General features: G+C 73.7%; 15 protein-coding genes and 1 pseudogene. 9 read left to right on the plus strand and 7 right to left on the minus strand.

Features of this window, described 5'->3' with window-relative positions; translation table 11 throughout:
* Nucleotides 1-26 precede the first annotated feature (26 nt).
* On the plus strand, nucleotides 27-935 hold the full coding sequence (locus F8R89_RS09065) for a pseudouridine-5'-phosphate glycosidase (RefSeq protein WP_151783485.1): 909 nt from the start codon (nucleotides 27-29) through the stop codon (nucleotides 933-935).
* On the plus strand, nucleotides 932-1,867 hold the full coding sequence (locus F8R89_RS09070; protein WP_192806076.1) for a carbohydrate kinase family protein: 936 nt from the start codon (nucleotides 932-934) through the stop codon (nucleotides 1,865-1,867). The genes F8R89_RS09065 and F8R89_RS09070 overlap by 4 nt, the downstream gene beginning before the upstream one ends.
* 30 nt (nucleotides 1,868-1,897) lie before the next feature.
* On the opposite strand, the gene F8R89_RS09075 is transcribed toward F8R89_RS09070, so the two are convergent.
* Entirely contained in the window at nucleotides 1,898-2,710 is an 813-nt protein-coding gene (locus F8R89_RS09075) for a methyltransferase domain-containing protein (RefSeq protein ID WP_151783486.1), read from the minus strand.
* 275 nt (nucleotides 2,711-2,985) lie between these two features.
* Between F8R89_RS09075 and F8R89_RS09080 the strand changes: the two genes are divergently transcribed.
* Nucleotides 2,986-4,113 carry a magnesium and cobalt transport protein CorA gene (locus F8R89_RS09080; RefSeq protein WP_151783487.1) on the plus strand — a complete coding sequence of 376 codons (1,128 nt, stop codon included), beginning with the start codon at nucleotides 2,986-2,988 and terminating at the stop codon, nucleotides 4,111-4,113.
* Nucleotides 4,114-4,185: 72 nt separating this feature from the next.
* Here F8R89_RS09080 and F8R89_RS09085 read toward each other — a convergent pair whose 3' ends face one another.
* On the minus strand, nucleotides 4,186-4,623 hold the full coding sequence (locus F8R89_RS09085; protein WP_062674711.1) for a CBS domain-containing protein: 438 nt from the start codon (nucleotides 4,621-4,623) through the stop codon (nucleotides 4,186-4,188).
* Nucleotides 4,624-4,768: 145 nt separating this feature from the next.
* Entirely contained in the window at nucleotides 4,769-5,401 is a 633-nt protein-coding gene (locus F8R89_RS09090) for a uridine kinase (protein ID WP_151783488.1), read from the minus strand.
* 198 nt (nucleotides 5,402-5,599) lie between these two features.
* On the opposite strand from F8R89_RS09090, the pseudogene F8R89_RS09095 reads away from it, so the two are divergent.
* The 3 genes and pseudogenes from F8R89_RS09095 to F8R89_RS09105 form a co-directional block, all read left to right on the plus strand.
* A pseudogene (locus F8R89_RS09095) lies at nucleotides 5,600-6,235 on the plus strand (DUF2293 domain-containing protein); the annotation flags it as partial.
* A gap of 843 nt (nucleotides 6,236-7,078) precedes the next feature.
* Complete coding sequence (locus F8R89_RS09100; protein WP_151788045.1) at nucleotides 7,079-7,558, plus strand: DUF1772 domain-containing protein; 480 nt, start codon at nucleotides 7,079-7,081, stop codon at nucleotides 7,556-7,558.
* Between the two features lie 187 nt (nucleotides 7,559-7,745).
* Nucleotides 7,746-9,233: a glutamate synthase subunit beta gene (locus tag F8R89_RS09105; protein ID WP_151783489.1), complete on the plus strand. Its 1,488-nt coding sequence runs from the start codon at nucleotides 7,746-7,748 to the stop codon at nucleotides 9,231-9,233.
* A gap of 40 nt (nucleotides 9,234-9,273) precedes the next feature.
* Here the strand turns inward: F8R89_RS09105 and F8R89_RS09110 are convergent, their stop codons facing one another.
* Nucleotides 9,274-9,888, minus strand: a complete 615-nt coding sequence (locus F8R89_RS09110; RefSeq protein WP_151783490.1) for a carboxymuconolactone decarboxylase family protein — start codon at nucleotides 9,886-9,888, stop codon at nucleotides 9,274-9,276.
* 107 nt (nucleotides 9,889-9,995) lie between these two features.
* Between F8R89_RS09110 and F8R89_RS09115 the strand changes: the two genes are divergently transcribed.
* Entirely contained in the window at nucleotides 9,996-11,519 is a 1,524-nt protein-coding gene (locus tag F8R89_RS09115) for a PLP-dependent aminotransferase family protein (RefSeq protein WP_151783491.1), read from the plus strand.
* A 127-nt stretch (nucleotides 11,520-11,646) separates the two neighbouring features.
* Here the strand turns inward: F8R89_RS09115 and F8R89_RS09120 are convergent, their stop codons facing one another.
* The 3 genes from F8R89_RS09120 to F8R89_RS09130 form a co-directional block, all read right to left on the minus strand.
* Nucleotides 11,647-12,450 (minus strand): SAM-dependent methyltransferase, encoded by an 804-nt coding sequence (locus tag F8R89_RS09120; protein ID WP_151783492.1) that lies wholly within the window; start codon nucleotides 12,448-12,450, stop codon nucleotides 11,647-11,649.
* Between the two features lie 121 nt (nucleotides 12,451-12,571).
* The gene (locus tag F8R89_RS09125) at nucleotides 12,572-12,826 is read right to left on the minus strand and encodes a DUF397 domain-containing protein (RefSeq protein ID WP_151783493.1); all 255 of its coding nucleotides are present in this window, start codon (nucleotides 12,824-12,826) and stop codon (nucleotides 12,572-12,574) included.
* A complete protein-coding gene (locus F8R89_RS09130; protein WP_151783494.1) occupies nucleotides 12,827-13,687 on the minus strand; it encodes a helix-turn-helix domain-containing protein in 861 nt (286 codons plus the stop codon).
* A gap of 288 nt (nucleotides 13,688-13,975) precedes the next feature.
* Here F8R89_RS09130 and F8R89_RS09135 point away from each other — a divergent pair, with 288 nt between their 5' ends.
* Both F8R89_RS09135 and F8R89_RS09140 read left to right on the plus strand, forming a co-directional pair.
* Nucleotides 13,976-14,725: an ATP-binding protein gene (locus F8R89_RS09135; protein WP_151783495.1), complete on the plus strand. Its 750-nt coding sequence runs from the start codon at nucleotides 13,976-13,978 to the stop codon at nucleotides 14,723-14,725.
* Nucleotides 14,716-15,150: a hypothetical protein gene (locus F8R89_RS09140; protein ID WP_151783496.1), complete on the plus strand. Its 435-nt coding sequence runs from the start codon at nucleotides 14,716-14,718 to the stop codon at nucleotides 15,148-15,150. The genes F8R89_RS09135 and F8R89_RS09140 overlap by 10 nt, the downstream gene beginning before the upstream one ends.
* Nucleotides 15,151-15,181 lie beyond the last annotated feature (31 nt).

Raw genomic sequence — 15,181 nt, forward strand, 5'->3', positions numbered from 1 at the left:
TGTACCGACAGACAGGAGGCAGTCGCGTGGTGCTGGTGGTGTCGGAGGAAGTGCGGGAGGCGGTCGACGCGCGTCGCCCGGTGGTGGCCCTGGAATCCACGATCATCGCGCACGGGCTGCCCCGTCCGCGCAATCTCCAGGTGGCGCTCGAACTGGAGGACGTCGTTCGGCGGGAGGGCGCGGTGCCCGCGACGATCGCCGTGCTGGACGGACGGCCGCATGTGGGCCTCGACAAGGAGCAGTTGGAGCGGATCGCCAACGAGGACGGCATCCGGAAGCTGGGGCACCGGGATCTGCCGCTCGCGGTGGCGGCCGGGGCGAGCGGTGCGACGACGGTGTCGGCGACGGCCCAGTTGGCGGCGCTGGCCGGGGTGCGGGTGTTCGCGACGGGCGGTCTGGGCGGTGTGCACCGGGAGTGGACGGTGACGCAGGACGAGTCGGCCGACCTGGGGCTGCTGGCACGGACCCGCATCACGGTGGTGTGCGCGGGGGTGAAGTCGATCCTGGACGTCCCGGCGACGCTGCAGCGGCTGGAGACCCTGGGGGTGACGGTGGCCGGTTACGGCACCGGGCGCTTCCCCGGCTTCTACCTGTCCGACTCGGGACACCCGGTGGACTGGACGCTCCGCTCACCGAGGGAGGTGGCCGAGGTGATGCGCGCTCAGGACGACCTCGACGGGCCCCCGTCGGCGCTGATCGTCGCCAACCCGGTGCCGGAGGAGGAGCAGCTCGATCCGGACCTGCACGCGCGTGTGCTGGCCGAAGCGCTGCACGCGTGCGAGGAGCGCGGCGTGACCGGCCAGGCCGTCACCCCGTTCCTGCTCGACTTCCTGGTACGGCACACCGACGGCGCCTCCCTGAGCGCCAACCTGGCCGCCGTGCGCGGCAATGTACGGCTGGCGGGGCGGATCGCGACGGCCTGGACCGGGGTGTGAGCGCGGGAGCGGCACAGGGCCCGGCGTCCTCGCCGGGCGCGCTCCTGGTCGTCGGGGACGTGGTGACGGACGTCGTCGCCCGCCACCACGGGCCGCTCGCCGCCGGCACGGACACGGCGGCGGCCATCCGGACCGTGCCGGGCGGCGCGGGCGCCAACGTGGCCTGCTGGGCGGCGTACCGGGGCTGCGCGGACGTACGGCTGCTGGGCCGGGTCGGCGCGGACGCGGCGGCCTGGCACGAGCGGGAGCTGGTGGCCGGCGGGGTGCGGCCGCTGCTCGTCGTCGACCCGAAGGCGCCGACCGGGACGGTGATCTGCCTGGTCGACGGGGGTGCCGCCGCCGAGCGGACGTTTCTCACCGACAGTGGCGCGTCCCTGCGGCTGGACTCCCGGGACTGGTCGGAGGACCTGCTCGACGGGGTCGGGCATCTGCATCTGTCGGGGTATCTGCTGTTCTCGGAGCCGAGCCGGGCGCTGGTGGCGGCGGCTCTGGGCTCCGCACGCGCGCGGGGTGTGCGGGTGAGTCTGGACCCGGCGTCGGCCGGGTTCCTGGTGCGCCTGGGCGCCGACCGCTTCCTGGAGGCGGTGGCGGGAGTGGATGTCCTGCTGCCCAGCCGGGACGAGGCCCGTCTGCTCACGGGGGTGACCGACGCGGCGCGGGCGGCTGCCGAACTTAGCCGGCTGGTGCCGCTGGTGGTCGCCAAGCAGGGCGCGGACGGGGCGCTGGTGGCCCGGGACGGGGCCGTGTGCGCGCGTGTTCCGGCCGAACCGGCGGTGGCACGGGACACGACCGGGGCGGGGGACGCCTTCACGGGCGCCTTCCTGGCCGCGCTGCTCGGGGGCGCCGGCCCTGAGGAGGCGGCGCGGGAGGGGTGCCGGGCCGGTGCGCTGGCCGTGGGACGGGTGGGCGGCCGGCCGCCCTCGGCGACGTGAGGGCCGACAGGTGAGGTCGGACCGCGCGGCTCAGCCGCCGTTCTCCTCCGGCGCCTTGCGGCCCCACGCCGAGATCATCGGGGCGGTGGCCAGGTCCATGCTGCCGGCGGCCACGTTGGCGAGGTGGCGGTCGATCTCCGCGTCGGTGGCGATGCCTTCGGCGACGAGCCGGTCGCGGATCTGCCGGACGGTGGCGGACTCCAGCGCGGCGCAGGCGGACGAGGCGAGCGGGAAGTACGCGTCGGCCTCCACCCGCTGCAGTCCGGCCTCGCGCAGCAGGCGGGGCAGCCGGCGGCCGTAGGAGAGGTCGGCGCCGCGCTCGGCCAGCAGGGCGCGGAAGCCGTTGCGCAGCCGGTTCGCGAGCTGCTGCTCGGGGCCGTGGTCCTCGGGGCAGAGCAGGGGCTGCAGGGCCGGGTCGGCGTCCTCGATCAGCAGTCGGCCGCCGGGGCGCAGGGCGCCGATCATCGACTTCAACGCCTTGTCACGGTCCGGCACATGGACGAGGACGAGCCGGGCGTGCACCAGGTCGAAACCCTCGCCCGGCGCTTCGTCGGCGGCGACGTCGTGGACACGCACCTCGACCGGCGGGCGGGCGGCGGGGGTGAGCCGGGAGGTGTCGATGTCGGTGGCGACGACCCGCCCGGTGGGGCCGACCTTCTTGGCCAGCCAGGACACCACCGAGGTGCCTCCGGCGCCGACCTCCCAGCAGCGCCAGCCGGGGCCGGTGCCGAGCCGTTCGAGGTGCCGGAACGTCGTGGGGTCGAAGAGTGCGGCGAAGGCGTCGAAGCGCTCGGCTGCCTCGGCCTGCCGGTTGTCGAGGAGGTATCCGTCGGTTCGCGTCATGGGCCGATCATCCCAGTTGCCGCTGTTGTCCGAAGAGGGCGACGCTCGGCCCGCCGCCCTGATTTCCGCCTTTCCCACCGCCACCGGACACGGCCGCGCCGGCGTCGTCCACAGGCGGGAACTAAGCGGAATGCGCTGTTCCCACAGGCTCACCCGCGTCTCACCCCCGCCTGGCAGACTGACGGACACGACGCACTCCGCGGCCAGAACACGGCCCGGCGGCCGTCGAGATGAGTCACGTGGGAGATCCGACGCAGGGACGCAGGGGGGTCCAGATGTCCATGGCAGGGAATCTGCGCAAGGTCACCGGCCTGTCGAAGGTCGGCCGTCTGCGCAAGGTGGCACGGCTGGCCCGGCGGCGGCCCCGCGTCGACCTGAGCCATCCGGCCAGATCCCCGCTGGGCTCCTCGGTGGTGAACTGCGTGATCTATCAGGATGGTGCGCGGGTCCCGGAGAGCGGTGACGTGGCCGACGCCCTGCTGCGGGTGCGCGGACGCGGCGGCGGTTTCGTCTGGCTGGGTCTCCACGAGCCCACGGACGACGAGTTCGCCGGCATCGCGGAGCTGTTCGCCCTGCATCCGCTGGCGGTCGAGGACGCGGTGGAGGCGCATCAGCGGCCGAAGCTGGAGCTGTACGGCGACACGCTGTTCGCCGTGTTCAAGACGGTCTGCTACATCGAGCACGAGGAACTCACATCGACCAGCGCGGTGGTCGGCACGGGCGAGATCATGGTGTTCACCGGGCATGACTTCGTGATCACCGTGCGGCACGGACGGCACGGCTCGCTCGGGCCGTTGCGCGAGGAGCTGGAGTCGGACGCCGAGCAGCTCACCAAGGGGCCGGCCGCGGTGCTGCACGCGATCGCGGACCATGTCGTGGACGACTATCTGAGCGTCATGGACTCGGTGCAGGAGGACATCGACGAGGTGGAGACGGACGTCTTCGCGGAGAACGGCGCACGCGCCGACCCGGGGCGTATCTACCAGCTCAAGCGTGAACTCCTGGAACTGAAGCGGGCGGTGGTGCCGCTCAGCCGTCCGCTGGAGGAGCTGGCGACCGTGCCGATCCGGGTGGTGGCCCCGGAGATACAGGCGTACTTCCGGGACGTCGCCGACCATCTGCTGCGGGTCAAGGAGCAGCTGTTCGCCTTCGACGAGCTGCTGAACTCGATTCTGCAGGCGCATCTGGCGCAGGTCACCGTCGCCCAGAACGAGGACATGCGGAAGATCACGGCGTGGGCCGCGATCATCGCCGTGCCGACGATGGTGTGCGGGGTGTACGGGATGAACTTCGAGCACATGCCGGAGCTGCGGTGGACGTTCGGCTACCCGCTCGTGTTGGTCGTCATATCCGTGGCGTGCGTGGTCCTGTACCGCGGGTTCCGGCGCAACGGCTGGCTCTGAGCGGCGGCACGCCCCCGTCCGGCACGGCCGGCCGGACGGAGGCGTCCGGGAGGTGACCCCGTGGGCCGAGGGTCAGTGCGTCATCGTCTCCCCGCTGCGGGCGTAGACGCTCTCGGCCCAGTGGCCGATGTCGCCCTCGGGCAGGTTCCGGGCCAGGTCGGCCTCGCTGATCATGCCGACGAGGCGCTTGTCCTCGATGACCGGGAGCCGGCGGATCTGGTGGTCCGTCATCTCGCGGAGGACATCGCTGATGTCGGCGTCCGACGGGATCCAGCGCGGCGTCCCCTGGGCCATGTCGCCGGCGGTCACCTTGCTCGGGTCGTGGCCCATGGCCACACAGCCGACGACGATGTCGCGGTCGGTGAGGATGCCGCAGAGCCGCTCGTTCTGGTCGCTGATGGGCAGGGCTCCGACGCCCAGGTCGCGCATCATCTGGGCGGCCCGGTCCAGGGTCTCGTGCGCCGGGATCCACTGGGCGCCGCGGTGCATGATGTCTCCGGCAGTGGTCATGGATTACCTCCCGTTGCCGGACGGCCGGCGCGGCGCGGGACGCACCGCTAGTCCCGGCGGAGTCAATTGTCTCCGGGCCCGCGGACCCACGCACCTGGAGCGCCCGGCGCCGCTTCCGGGGCGGCGGTGGGTGGAGAGGCCCCGGTCAGCCGTTCCAGGCGGGGTGGCGGGGGTCGTCGGCGCGGACCAGGACGTCGGCTGTGCCGGCCGGGTCGGTCTCGCGGTCGTAGCGCTCGAAGGCCGGCAAGGTCCACTGGTCGGCCTCGGGGGTGCGGCGGCGCAGGGCGCCTGGAGAGAGGAGGACGTGGACGGTCAGATCGAAGGGGAACCAGTGCCGCAGGAGGAGGGGGCCGTGGAGCAGCAGCACACCGCCGGCTGGGAGCAGGGTGTAGGCGCTGCGGGTCGCCCGGTCGGTGACCGGGTCCCACAGGTCGGGCAGCACACGGCCGTCGCCGCCGGGTTCGAGGGGGCCGAAGACCTCGCGCCACAGGGCGCCGGTGTCGAACCAGCCGTCGTAGTAGGCGTCCAGGTCCTGGTGCCCGTACTCCAGGCGGACCGAGGCGGGCCGCAGGAAGCCCTCCACTCCGACGGTGAGGGCGGGGCGCCCGCGTACCTGCAGGGCCTGGGCGACCCGCTCGGCCAGCTCACCCGGGCAGGCCGCCGGGGCACCGTCGAGGGCGACCCGCGGCCAGGCGCCGCCGTCGGCCGGTTTCAGGTCGAGAAGCCGTTCGGCCAGCCGGTCGGCGAGCCGCTCCCAGGTGATCGCTTCGAGTCGCACAGGGCCCATGATGCGGCAGCGGACGGCTTCGGAGTCCGGGGCCCCCGTCGCCGCAGGGCGCGCGGTGAGGCCTCGCGCGGCGGGCCGGGACGTTCCCCGGGCGGGCGGGGAGGGGATGAACGGGGCATGGCAGCACCCTCGGCCACCCCCACCCCCACCCCCACCCCCACCCCTGCGACACGTACCGGTCCGCTCGTCATGCAGCCGCTGCGGAGGCGGCACTGCGCGGCGTGCCACGCGGGGCCGTTGCGGATGCTCGTGCTGGAGGACGGGGCACCGCGGTGCCTGGACTGTGCCGACCTCGGGCATCTGGTTTTCCTGCCGCGCGGCGACACGGCGTTGACGCGCCGGTCGCGGGAGGAGAGCGGGTTGTCGGCGGTGGTCGTCCGGTTCAACCGGCGCAAGGGGCGGTACGAGCGGCAGGGCGTCCTGGTGGAGGAGGCGGGGCTCGCCCGGGCGGAGCGGCGCTGCCTCGCCGACGCGGAGGCCCGGCGGCGGCGCCGGGCGCGGGACGCACGGCGGCGCGAGCGGGAGGACGCGCGGTTCGCGGACGCCTTCGCGGCGGAGATACGGCGGCTGTTCCCGGGGTGCCCGCCGGACCGGGCGCGGGACATCGCCGGGCACGCCTCGGTACGGGGCAGCGGGCGGGTGGGCCGCAGCGTGGAGGGGCGCGCGCTGTCCGGGAGTGCGGTCACCTCGGCAGTCGCGGCGTCCGTACGGCACCTGGACACCCCGTACGACGAACTGCTGATGAGCGGCCTGCCCCGACACGAGGCACGGCGACGGATCGCGGCGACGGTGGAGACGGTGTTGCGGGGGTGGCGGACGGAGGGATGGGGCCCGGCGGACGCCGGGGGCGCGAGTCCAGCGGGCGCCGAACAGGCGGGTCCACCGGGCGTTGAGGGTACGGAGCCGGCAGGCGCCGAGGGTGCGGTGCCAGCGGACGCCGAACAGGCGGGTCCACCCGGCGCTGAGGGTGCGGGGCGGGCGGACGCCGAAGGAACCCGGCCACCGAGCGCCAAGTGGGCGGGTCCACCGGGCGCCGAGGGCACGGGTTCCCCGGACGCCGAGAGTGCGGGTCCGCCCAGCGCTGAGGGTACGGGTCCGGCGGGCGCCGAAGGCTCAGACGCTCGAAACGCCGGAGGGCCGGGTCCACCGCGCCGCGAAGGACCCGGCCCTTCGGGCGCACCCGGCGCCCCGGCCTTACCGGACAGTGCCGGCCGTCCCTGATGGGCCAGTCGCCACCGACCGGGGATCACGCGGCGCCGCCTCCCGTGACCGTCGGCGGGGAACACACCGCCGGAGACCGGCCCCATCACCATCGGCCAGCCGTGAACACCGCCGGAGACCGGCCCCATCACCGTCGGCCGTCCGTGAACACCGCCGAGGGCCGGGCCCGGCACCTCGCCCGGCCACCCCGGAGGCCCCGACCGGCACCTCGCCCAGCCACCCCGGAGGCCCCGCCCGGCACCGGAGACCTCGCGCCGCCCCCTCCCCCGCCCCCGTTGGCCAGGCACACCACACCGGAAGCCCCCGCACCCCGGTAGACGCTCACGTATGTGATCAGGTCGCTCGGCCATGGGCACCGTATTCGCACAGGGTTTTCCTGGCGGGGAGCTGGTGGTGGTCGGAGGGGCCGGGCAGGATCCCGGTGGGACACGGGAGTTGACGTTGGACATGTTGGACGGGCCGTACTTCGTACTCGTCGTGCTCGGGGTGGTGGGGACCGGCCTGGTGGCGGGCGTCTTCTGCGCGTTCTCGACGTTCGTGATGCCCGCGCTCGCCGCGCTGCCCCCGGCGCAGGGCGTGGCCGCGATGCGGGCGATCAACAGGGCCGCGTTGATGCCGGCGTTCATGGTGGTGTTCCTGGGGTCGGCGGTGCTGTGCGCGGTGATCGCCGTGGTGACCTTCGTGCTGTGGCCGGACGGGGTGACCGTGGAGCTGCTGCTGGGCAGCGCGCTGTATCTGTTCGGTTCGTTCGGGGTGACGATGATGGCGAACGTGCCCAGGAACGAGGCGCTGGAGAAGCTGGAGCCGGGCACGCAGGAGGCGAGCGCGTACTGGCCGGCGTATGTGCGGGAGTGGTCGGGGTGGAACCACGTCCGCACGGTGGCCTCGGCCGCCGCGACGGTGTCGTACGCGCTGGCGCTCAGCTGACCCACCGCCCAGCTGACCCACCGCCCAGCTGACCCACCGCCCGAGGAAAGCGCTGTCGGCCACCCTGCGCACGTGCCGGGCGGGACGTATCGTGGCCGGAAGGGTGCCGCCCGACGACGCACGGCACACGGACGCGACACGCGGACGTGATCCGCGGACGCGACACACGCGCGCGAGGAAGACGGCCATGGCCGATCCCAAGGGTTTCCTGAACACCCCCCGCCAGGACTGGCCGCGCCGGCCGGTCGGGGAACGGGTGCGGGACTGGGACGAGGTGTACGTCCCGGGGGCGCTGCTGCCGATCATCAGCAAGCAGGCCGACCGTTGCATGGACTGCGGCATCCCCTTCTGTCACGACGCCTGCCCGCTGGGCAACCTCATCCCCGAGTGGAACGACCTGGTCGCCCGGGAGGACTGGCAGGACGCGGCGAACCGGCTGCACGCGACGAACAACTTCCCCGAGTTCACCGGGCGGCTGTGCCCGGCGCCCTGCGAGGCCGGGTGTGTGCTGGCGATCAACCAGCCCGCCGTCACCATCAAGAACGTCGAGTGCGCGATCGCCGACCGGGCCTGGCAGGACGGCCTCACGTCGCCGCGCCCGCCGGACCGGCTGTCGGGGCGGACGGTCGCGGTGATCGGGTCCGGGCCCACCGGCCTCGCCGCGGCCCAGCAGCTGACCCGCGCGGGGCACACGGTCGCCGTGTACGAGAAGGACGACCGGATCGGCGGGTTGATGCGGTACGGCATCCCCGAGTTCAAGATGGAGAAGCACCATCTGGAGCGGCGGATCGAGCAGATGCGTGCCGAGGGGACCCGGTTCCGGACGTCGACGGCGGTCGGGCGGGACATCGGGGCGGCCGAGCTGAGGTCCCGCTACGACGCCGTCGTGCTCGCCACGGGGGCCACGGCCTGGCGGGAACTTCCGGTGCCGGGCCGGGAGTTGCGCGGCGTCGAGCAGGCGATGGCCTATCTGCCGCTGGCGAACCGGGTGTGCGAGGGCGACCTGGAGTCGTCTCCGATGTCCGCCGCCGGGAAGCACGTCGTCATCGTCGGCGGTGGCGACACGGGAGCCGACTGCCTGGGCACCGCCGTCCGGGAGGGCGCCGCGTCCGTGACGCAGCTGGACATCTACGCCCAGCCGGGCACCGAGCGGGACGACGACACCGAGCCGTGGCCGACGTATCCGAAGATCTACCGGCTGTCGGCCGCCCACGAGGAGGCGCGGGACCTGGGGTCGGCTCCGGCGGCGGACGCCGACGCCCGGCTGTTCGCCGCGTCCACGCTCCGCTTCTCCGGCGACGACGACGGGCATGTGCGGCGGCTCCACCTGGTCGAGGTGGACGCGCTGCGGCAGCCGGTGCCCGGCACGGAGCGGATCCTGCCCGCCGACCTGGTGCTGCTCGCCCTCGGCTTCTCCGGTCCGGACCGCGCGGACGGGCTGGTCGACCAGCTCGGGCTGGAGATGGAGCCGCGCGGCACGATCACCCGGGACGCCGGGTTCGCGACGAACGTGCCCGGCGTGTTCGCCGCCGGGGACGCCGCCCGGGGGCAGTCGCTCATCGTGTGGGCGATCGCCGAGGGACGGGCGGTGGCGGCGGCCGTCGACCACTACCTGACCGGACAGTCCCGTCTACCGGCGCCGATATCGCCGTACGACCGGCCGATGACCGTGTAGCGGAGTGGAGGGGGGTGGAGGCGTGCGGGCATGCCCCCGGTTACCGGTTCGCCGGGCGGCGCTCGTCCGTCCCCGCGACCTTGCCCGTCGCCAGGGCCACCCTGTTCCAGGTGTTGATGGTCATGATCAGGCCCAGTAGCTGGGCCAGTTCGCCCTCGTCGAAGTGGGCCGCCGCGCGGGCGTAGACGTCGTCCGGCACGCCGCCGGACACCAGGGTGACCGCCTCGGTGAGGGCCAGGGCGGCCTGTTCCCGCTCGGTGAAGAAGTGCGGGGCCTCCCGCCAGACGGCGACCATGTGCAGCCGGTCCTCGCTCTCCCCGGCCTTGCGGGCGTCGTTCGTGTGCATGTGCAGGCAGTAGGCGCAGTGGTTGAGGTGCGAGGCGCGGATCTGGACGAGTTCGACGAGGGCGGGGTCGAGGCCGGCCCGGGCGGCGGCGTCGAGGCCGATGATCGCGCGGAAGACCTTGGGAGCGGCCTTCGCGAAGTCCAGACGGGTCCGCGCGGCGTCGGCCGCCGCCACCGCCGCGCCGACGTCCGGGACGGCCGTGCCGCTCTCCGGTCCCGTGCCTCTCTCCGGTCCCGTGCCGCTCTCCGGTCCCGTGTCTCTCTCCGGTCCCGTGCCGCTCTCCGGTCCCGTGCCGCTCTCCGGTCCCATGCCGCCCCCCGGTCCCGTGGCACCCCAAGTTCCGTTGTCCGTGCTGGTGTTCGTCGTCATGTGCTCCAACCTACGGCGGTCGGCGACCGGCTGTAGGGTGCAATTCCATGGCGGAATCATGGGTCAATTCGGCTGAGCGGATCGGGGCCGACCTGCATCTGGATCTGGCGGCCCACGCCGGTCCGGGCGGCCGGCGGGCCGCGCTCGCGCGGGCGCTGCGCGAGGCCGTGCGGGCGGGGCGGCTCGCGCCGGGCACCCGGCTGCCGCCGTACCGTTCGCTCGCCGCGGACCTCGGGGTCGCCCGGAACACCGTGGCGGACGCGTACGCGGAACTGGTGGCCGAGGGCTGGCTCACCGCCCGACAGGGCTCGGGGACCCGCGTCGCCGAGCGGGCCCGGGTGGCCGAGCGGACCCCGGTCGCCTTGCGGGACGGGCGGCCCGCCCGGCGGACGGAGCGCCCGTCCCGCAAGGCTCCATCGCCGTCCCGCAAGGCTCCGACGCCGGCCCGCGGGCGGCCCCGGCACGACCTGCGGCAGGGCACTTCGGACGCGTCGGCGTTCCCCCGTGCCGCCTGGCTGGCCTCCTACCGGCGGGCCCTGCACCGCGCGCCGAACGAGGTCTTCGGGCCCGGCGACCCGGCCGGGCGGATCGAGCTGCGGGAGGCGCTGGCCGAGTATCTGGCCCGCGTGCGGGGTGTGCGCACGGGGCCGGACCGCATCGTGATCTGCTCCGGGTTCGCCCACGCGCTACGGCTGCTGTTCGGGCAGGACCGTGGCGCTCCCGGCGGCGTACTGCGCGGCCCGCTGGCCGTGGAGGCGTACGGGCTCGGGTTCCACCGGGAGCTGCTCGCCGCGGGGGGCGTGCGGACCGTGCCGCTCCCCCTCGACGAGGACGGCGCCCGCGTCGACCTCCTGGCACGCGAGCGCGCCGTGCTGCTGACCCCGGCGCACCAGTTCCCGACCGGCGGTCCGCTGCACGCGGAGCGCCGGGCCGCCGTGACCGGCTGGGCCCGCGCGCGGGGCGCGGTGGTCCTGGAGGACGACTACGACGGGGAGTTCCGCTACGACCGTAAGCCCGTCGGCGCCGTCCAGGGACTCGACCCCGAGCACGTCGTCCTCATCGGCTCGGTCAGCAAGAGCCTGTCCCCGGCGCTGCGGCTGGGCTGGATGGTGCTGCCCGAGCGGCTGGTCGGGGACGTGCTCGCGGCCAAGGGCGAGCGGGAGGCGTGGGCGAGCGTGCTGGACCAGCTGAGCCTCGCCGACCTGATCGCCTCGGGGGCCTACGACCGGCATGTACGGCGGATGCGGCAGCGGTACCGGAGCCGGCGCGACCGTCTCGTGGCCGCGCTCGCCGCGCACGCGCCGCACATCGAGGTCACCGGCGTCGCCGCCGGACTGCACGCGGTGCTGAGCCTGCCGCCCGGCACCGAGCGGTCCACGGTGAAGGCGGCGGCCTGGCAGGGGGTCGCACTGGACGGCCTCGCCGCGTTCCGGCACCCGGCCGTGACGGAGGCGGCCATGCCGGCCCGGGACGGCATCGTGGTCGGCTACGCCACACCTCCGGAGCACGCCTACGAGGCCGCGCTGGAGGCGCTGTGCGGGGTGCTGCCGCCGGTGCCGGACGACGGCTGATCCGCCGGGCCGGACGACGGCTGATCCTCCGGTGCCGGACGGCGGCTGATCCTTCGGAACCCGACCCCGGCCGGACCTTGCCGGAGGGTGCCCGGACCTCGCCGGAGGACGCCCGTATCGAGCGGGTTCACGGCTTGCGCCCCACCGCCCCGTACCCGGGGATGATCCCGTCGTCCTGTCCGGGGACGGGGTCGCCCAGGTCCGGGTGCCACTGGTGCGGCACCCGCACCCCCGGCTCGACGAGTTCCAGTCCGTCGAAGAACCGGGTGAACTCCTCGCGGGAGCGCAGCGCCAGGGTGACGCCCGCCGCGCGGAGCTTCCCGGCGGCGGCCTCCGACTCCTCGGGGGTGAAGTCGGCTGTCGCGTGGGTCATCACCAGGTAGCTGCCCGAGGGGAGTTCGGACAGCAGACGGGCGACCAGCTCGTGCGCGCCGTCCTCGTCGGGGACGAAGTGCAGCAGCGCGATGAGCGAGAGGGCCACCGGGCGGTCGAGGTCCAGGACCTTGCGGGCGCCCTCGAGGATGGCGTCCGGGTCGCGCACGTCGGCCTGGAGGTACTGCGTGGCGCCCTCGTCGGTCCCGCGCAGCAAGGCCTCGGCGTGCGCCAGCACGATGGGGTCGTTGTCGCAGTAGACGACGCGGGCGTCGGGGGCGATGCGCTGGGCGACCTGGTGGAGGTTGGGCTCGGTCGGGATGCCCGTGCCGACGTCCAGGAACTGGCGCACCCCGTGCCGCGCCAGCCAGGTCACGGACCGGTGCATGAACGCGCGGTTGACCCGCGCCATGACCGGCACCCGCGGGTCCAGGGCCAGCATCTGCCGGCCCATGGCCTCGTCCACGGGGTAGTTGTCCTTCCCGCCGAGATACCAGTCGTACATCCGCGCGGGGTGCGGCTTGCTCGTGTCGATCTCGGCGGGGTGCGGCCCGGTCATGGCGAGCTCCCTGAGGTCCGTCGGCAGTACGTCATCAACTCAGCACCAATTTAGGGGAATTCGGGTTAGTGAATTGCAGGTACACAGCAGGTGGGCAACGGAGCAACGGGTCGTGCGGACGTCAGGAGAGCAGGAAGTCCGCCTTCCCCGCCTTGGCGCCCTCGATGAAGGCCGTCATCTCGTCCGTCGTGTAGATCAGGGCCGGCCCGTCCGGGTCGGTGGACTGCCGGACGGCGATGCGTCCGTCGGCGAGCTTCATCGCCTCCAGGCAGTTGCCGCCGTTGCCCCCGCTCCACGGTTTGTGCCAGCCCTCCGTGCCCAGGTCCCGCGCGGGCATGCCGTTGTAGACGGGTATGCGCGGCTTGATGCGATCCATTCACAGCTCCTTGCGGAGATCCCGCAGGATCTCCTTCGTGCGATGTGCCGTAGCGGCCTGTGCCGCCATGCGGTCCATGACCTCGAGGTGGGTCGCCACCTCGTTGCGCGCGTCGAGGTAGACCGCGCCGGTCAGGTACTCGCTGTAGACCATGTCCGGGAGTTCCGGCATGGCGAATCGGAACAGCACGAAGGGGCCGAACGTGCCGGGATGCACCCCGTTGGCGAACGGGGCGATCTGCAGGGTCACGTTGGGCAGCTTCGTGGCGTCGAGCAGTTTGTCGATCTGGGCGCGCATCACCTCCGGGCCGCCGACCTGGCGGCGCAGCACGGTCTCGTCCATCACGGCCCAGATCCGGGGCGCGTCCCCGCGGGTGAGCAGACGCTGGCGGCGCATCCGCAGGGCGACATGGCGCTCGATGTCGTCGGGGCTGGTCTGGCCGATGGCGCCCGAGCGCAGCACACCGCGCGCGTAGTCCTCGGTCTGGAGCAGCCCGGGCACGAAGTGCGGCTCGTACGACCGGATGAGCGCGGCGGCCCCCTCCAGGCTGACGTACATGGAGAACCAGCCCGGCAGGATGTCGTGGAACCGCTGCCACCAGCCGGGCTTGTTCGCCTCCTCGGCGAGGTGCACGAAGGCCTCGGCCTCCGCGTCGGAGACGCCGTACGCCTTCAGCAGCAGCTGGAGGTACGGGATCTTGAGCGAGACCTCGGCCATCTCCATGCGGCGGACGGTCGCGGGTGCGACCCGCAGGATGCGGGCGGCCTCCTCCCGCTTGAGACCGGCGCTCTCGCGCAGGTCGAGCAGGCGCCGGCCGAGAACGACCTGGCCCACCGTCGGCGCGGACCGCGGTTCGCTCACGTCCACCTCCAGACACGGGTCGGCCCCTGGGGGCCGGCTGATCCACCACTGACCGACTCGGTCCCGCCGGTGGGAGCGGGCCCGCCGCTCAGGGGCGGGGGTGCTGGTCACCGACAGGACGACGGCGCCATTCGAAGATCTGTTCGAAGATCTGGCGGATCTTCGGTGATCCCAACTGGCGCCGCTCGGCTTGCTGTTGCGAGCAGTGTGCCACGCCGTTCCAGAGAGTTATACGGCACTCTGCATTTTTCAGAGTGACACTTGCCAAGTGTTCACGGCGGGGCGATAGTGGCAAGCGTGATTCCGTCCCCGCCCTTAGGAACAGACGCCACTGTGGTCCCCCACGGCCTCGGTGCCGACGGGGCTCCCCCCGTCCGTACGGACTCCGTCGCGGGGAAGGGAGTCGGCCCCCAGCGCGGGCCCGGTGAGCGCCGGTTCCGGTTCGAACTGGCCGCGCACCCCGGTTCCGTCGCCCGGGCGAGACGCCTGACCACGGCGCGGCTGAGCGGGTGGTCGGTGTGCGAGGACACCTGCGAGACGGCGGCCCTGGTCGTGTCGGAGCTGGTCACCAACGCGATCGTGCACACCGCCAGCGAACACGTCGTGTGCGAGCTGCACGACGGCGCCGACCTCGTCCGCATAGCCGTGCGCGACGAGGGGTGCGCGGCGGGTGAGCCGCACTCGTCGCCCGCGCGCCAGGAGGCGGAGCACGGCAGGGGGCTGCTCCTCATAGACGCGCTGTGCCAGGCGTGGGGCGCTCATGAACACGGCTCCGGACTGATCGTGTGGGCCGAACTGCCGCGCGCCGCGGCCGGCACCCCGACGGCCGGAGAACCGACGGCCGCAGAACCGGCGGCCGACGCCCCGCGCGGCGACCTCGGTTGGGGGTCCCGGCCCAAACCGGGACCGGCCGGCGGGCCGGACGACGAGCACGGGGCTCGGGGACAGCACGACGAGCACGAGGCTCGGGGACGGCACGACGAGCACGAGGCACGGCGAGGGCACGACGGAACGGGAACGGGGGCCGCATGGCTGTGATCGGTCCGGCCGGCAACGGTCAGGCGCTGAGCCTGGACTCGCTCGTCCGGTTCCGCCGCGGGATGCGCACGACGGCCGCCCCGCGCCGCCTGCCCCTCCCGGAGGGCATGACCGCTCCCCTGGGCTGCGACGCGGTGGCGGTCCCCGCCCGCATCGGCCCCCTGGTGCTGCCCCGGCTGCCGCGCGTGGGGTGCGTGTACGCCGACGAGTCGCACTGGTGGTGGATCGTCCCCTCGGACTCGGACTACGCCCTGGAGTGGCCGGAGTCCGTCCGCTACTCGACGGGCGCGATCGTCCCCGACACGCCCCGCCTGATCCACCTCCCGGACGGCACCGTGCCGTACACGCCGCCGATCCCGCTGTATCTGGCGCTGTGCCGGGTGATCGGCACCACCCCGAGCTGGTCCCGCCAGCTCAGCGCCTGAGCCCCACCCGGCCGGACCGCCCGTACGCCCG

This window comes from Streptomyces sp. SS1-1 (genome assembly GCF_008973465.1).
GTDB lineage: Bacteria > Actinomycetota > Actinomycetes > Streptomycetales > Streptomycetaceae > Streptomyces.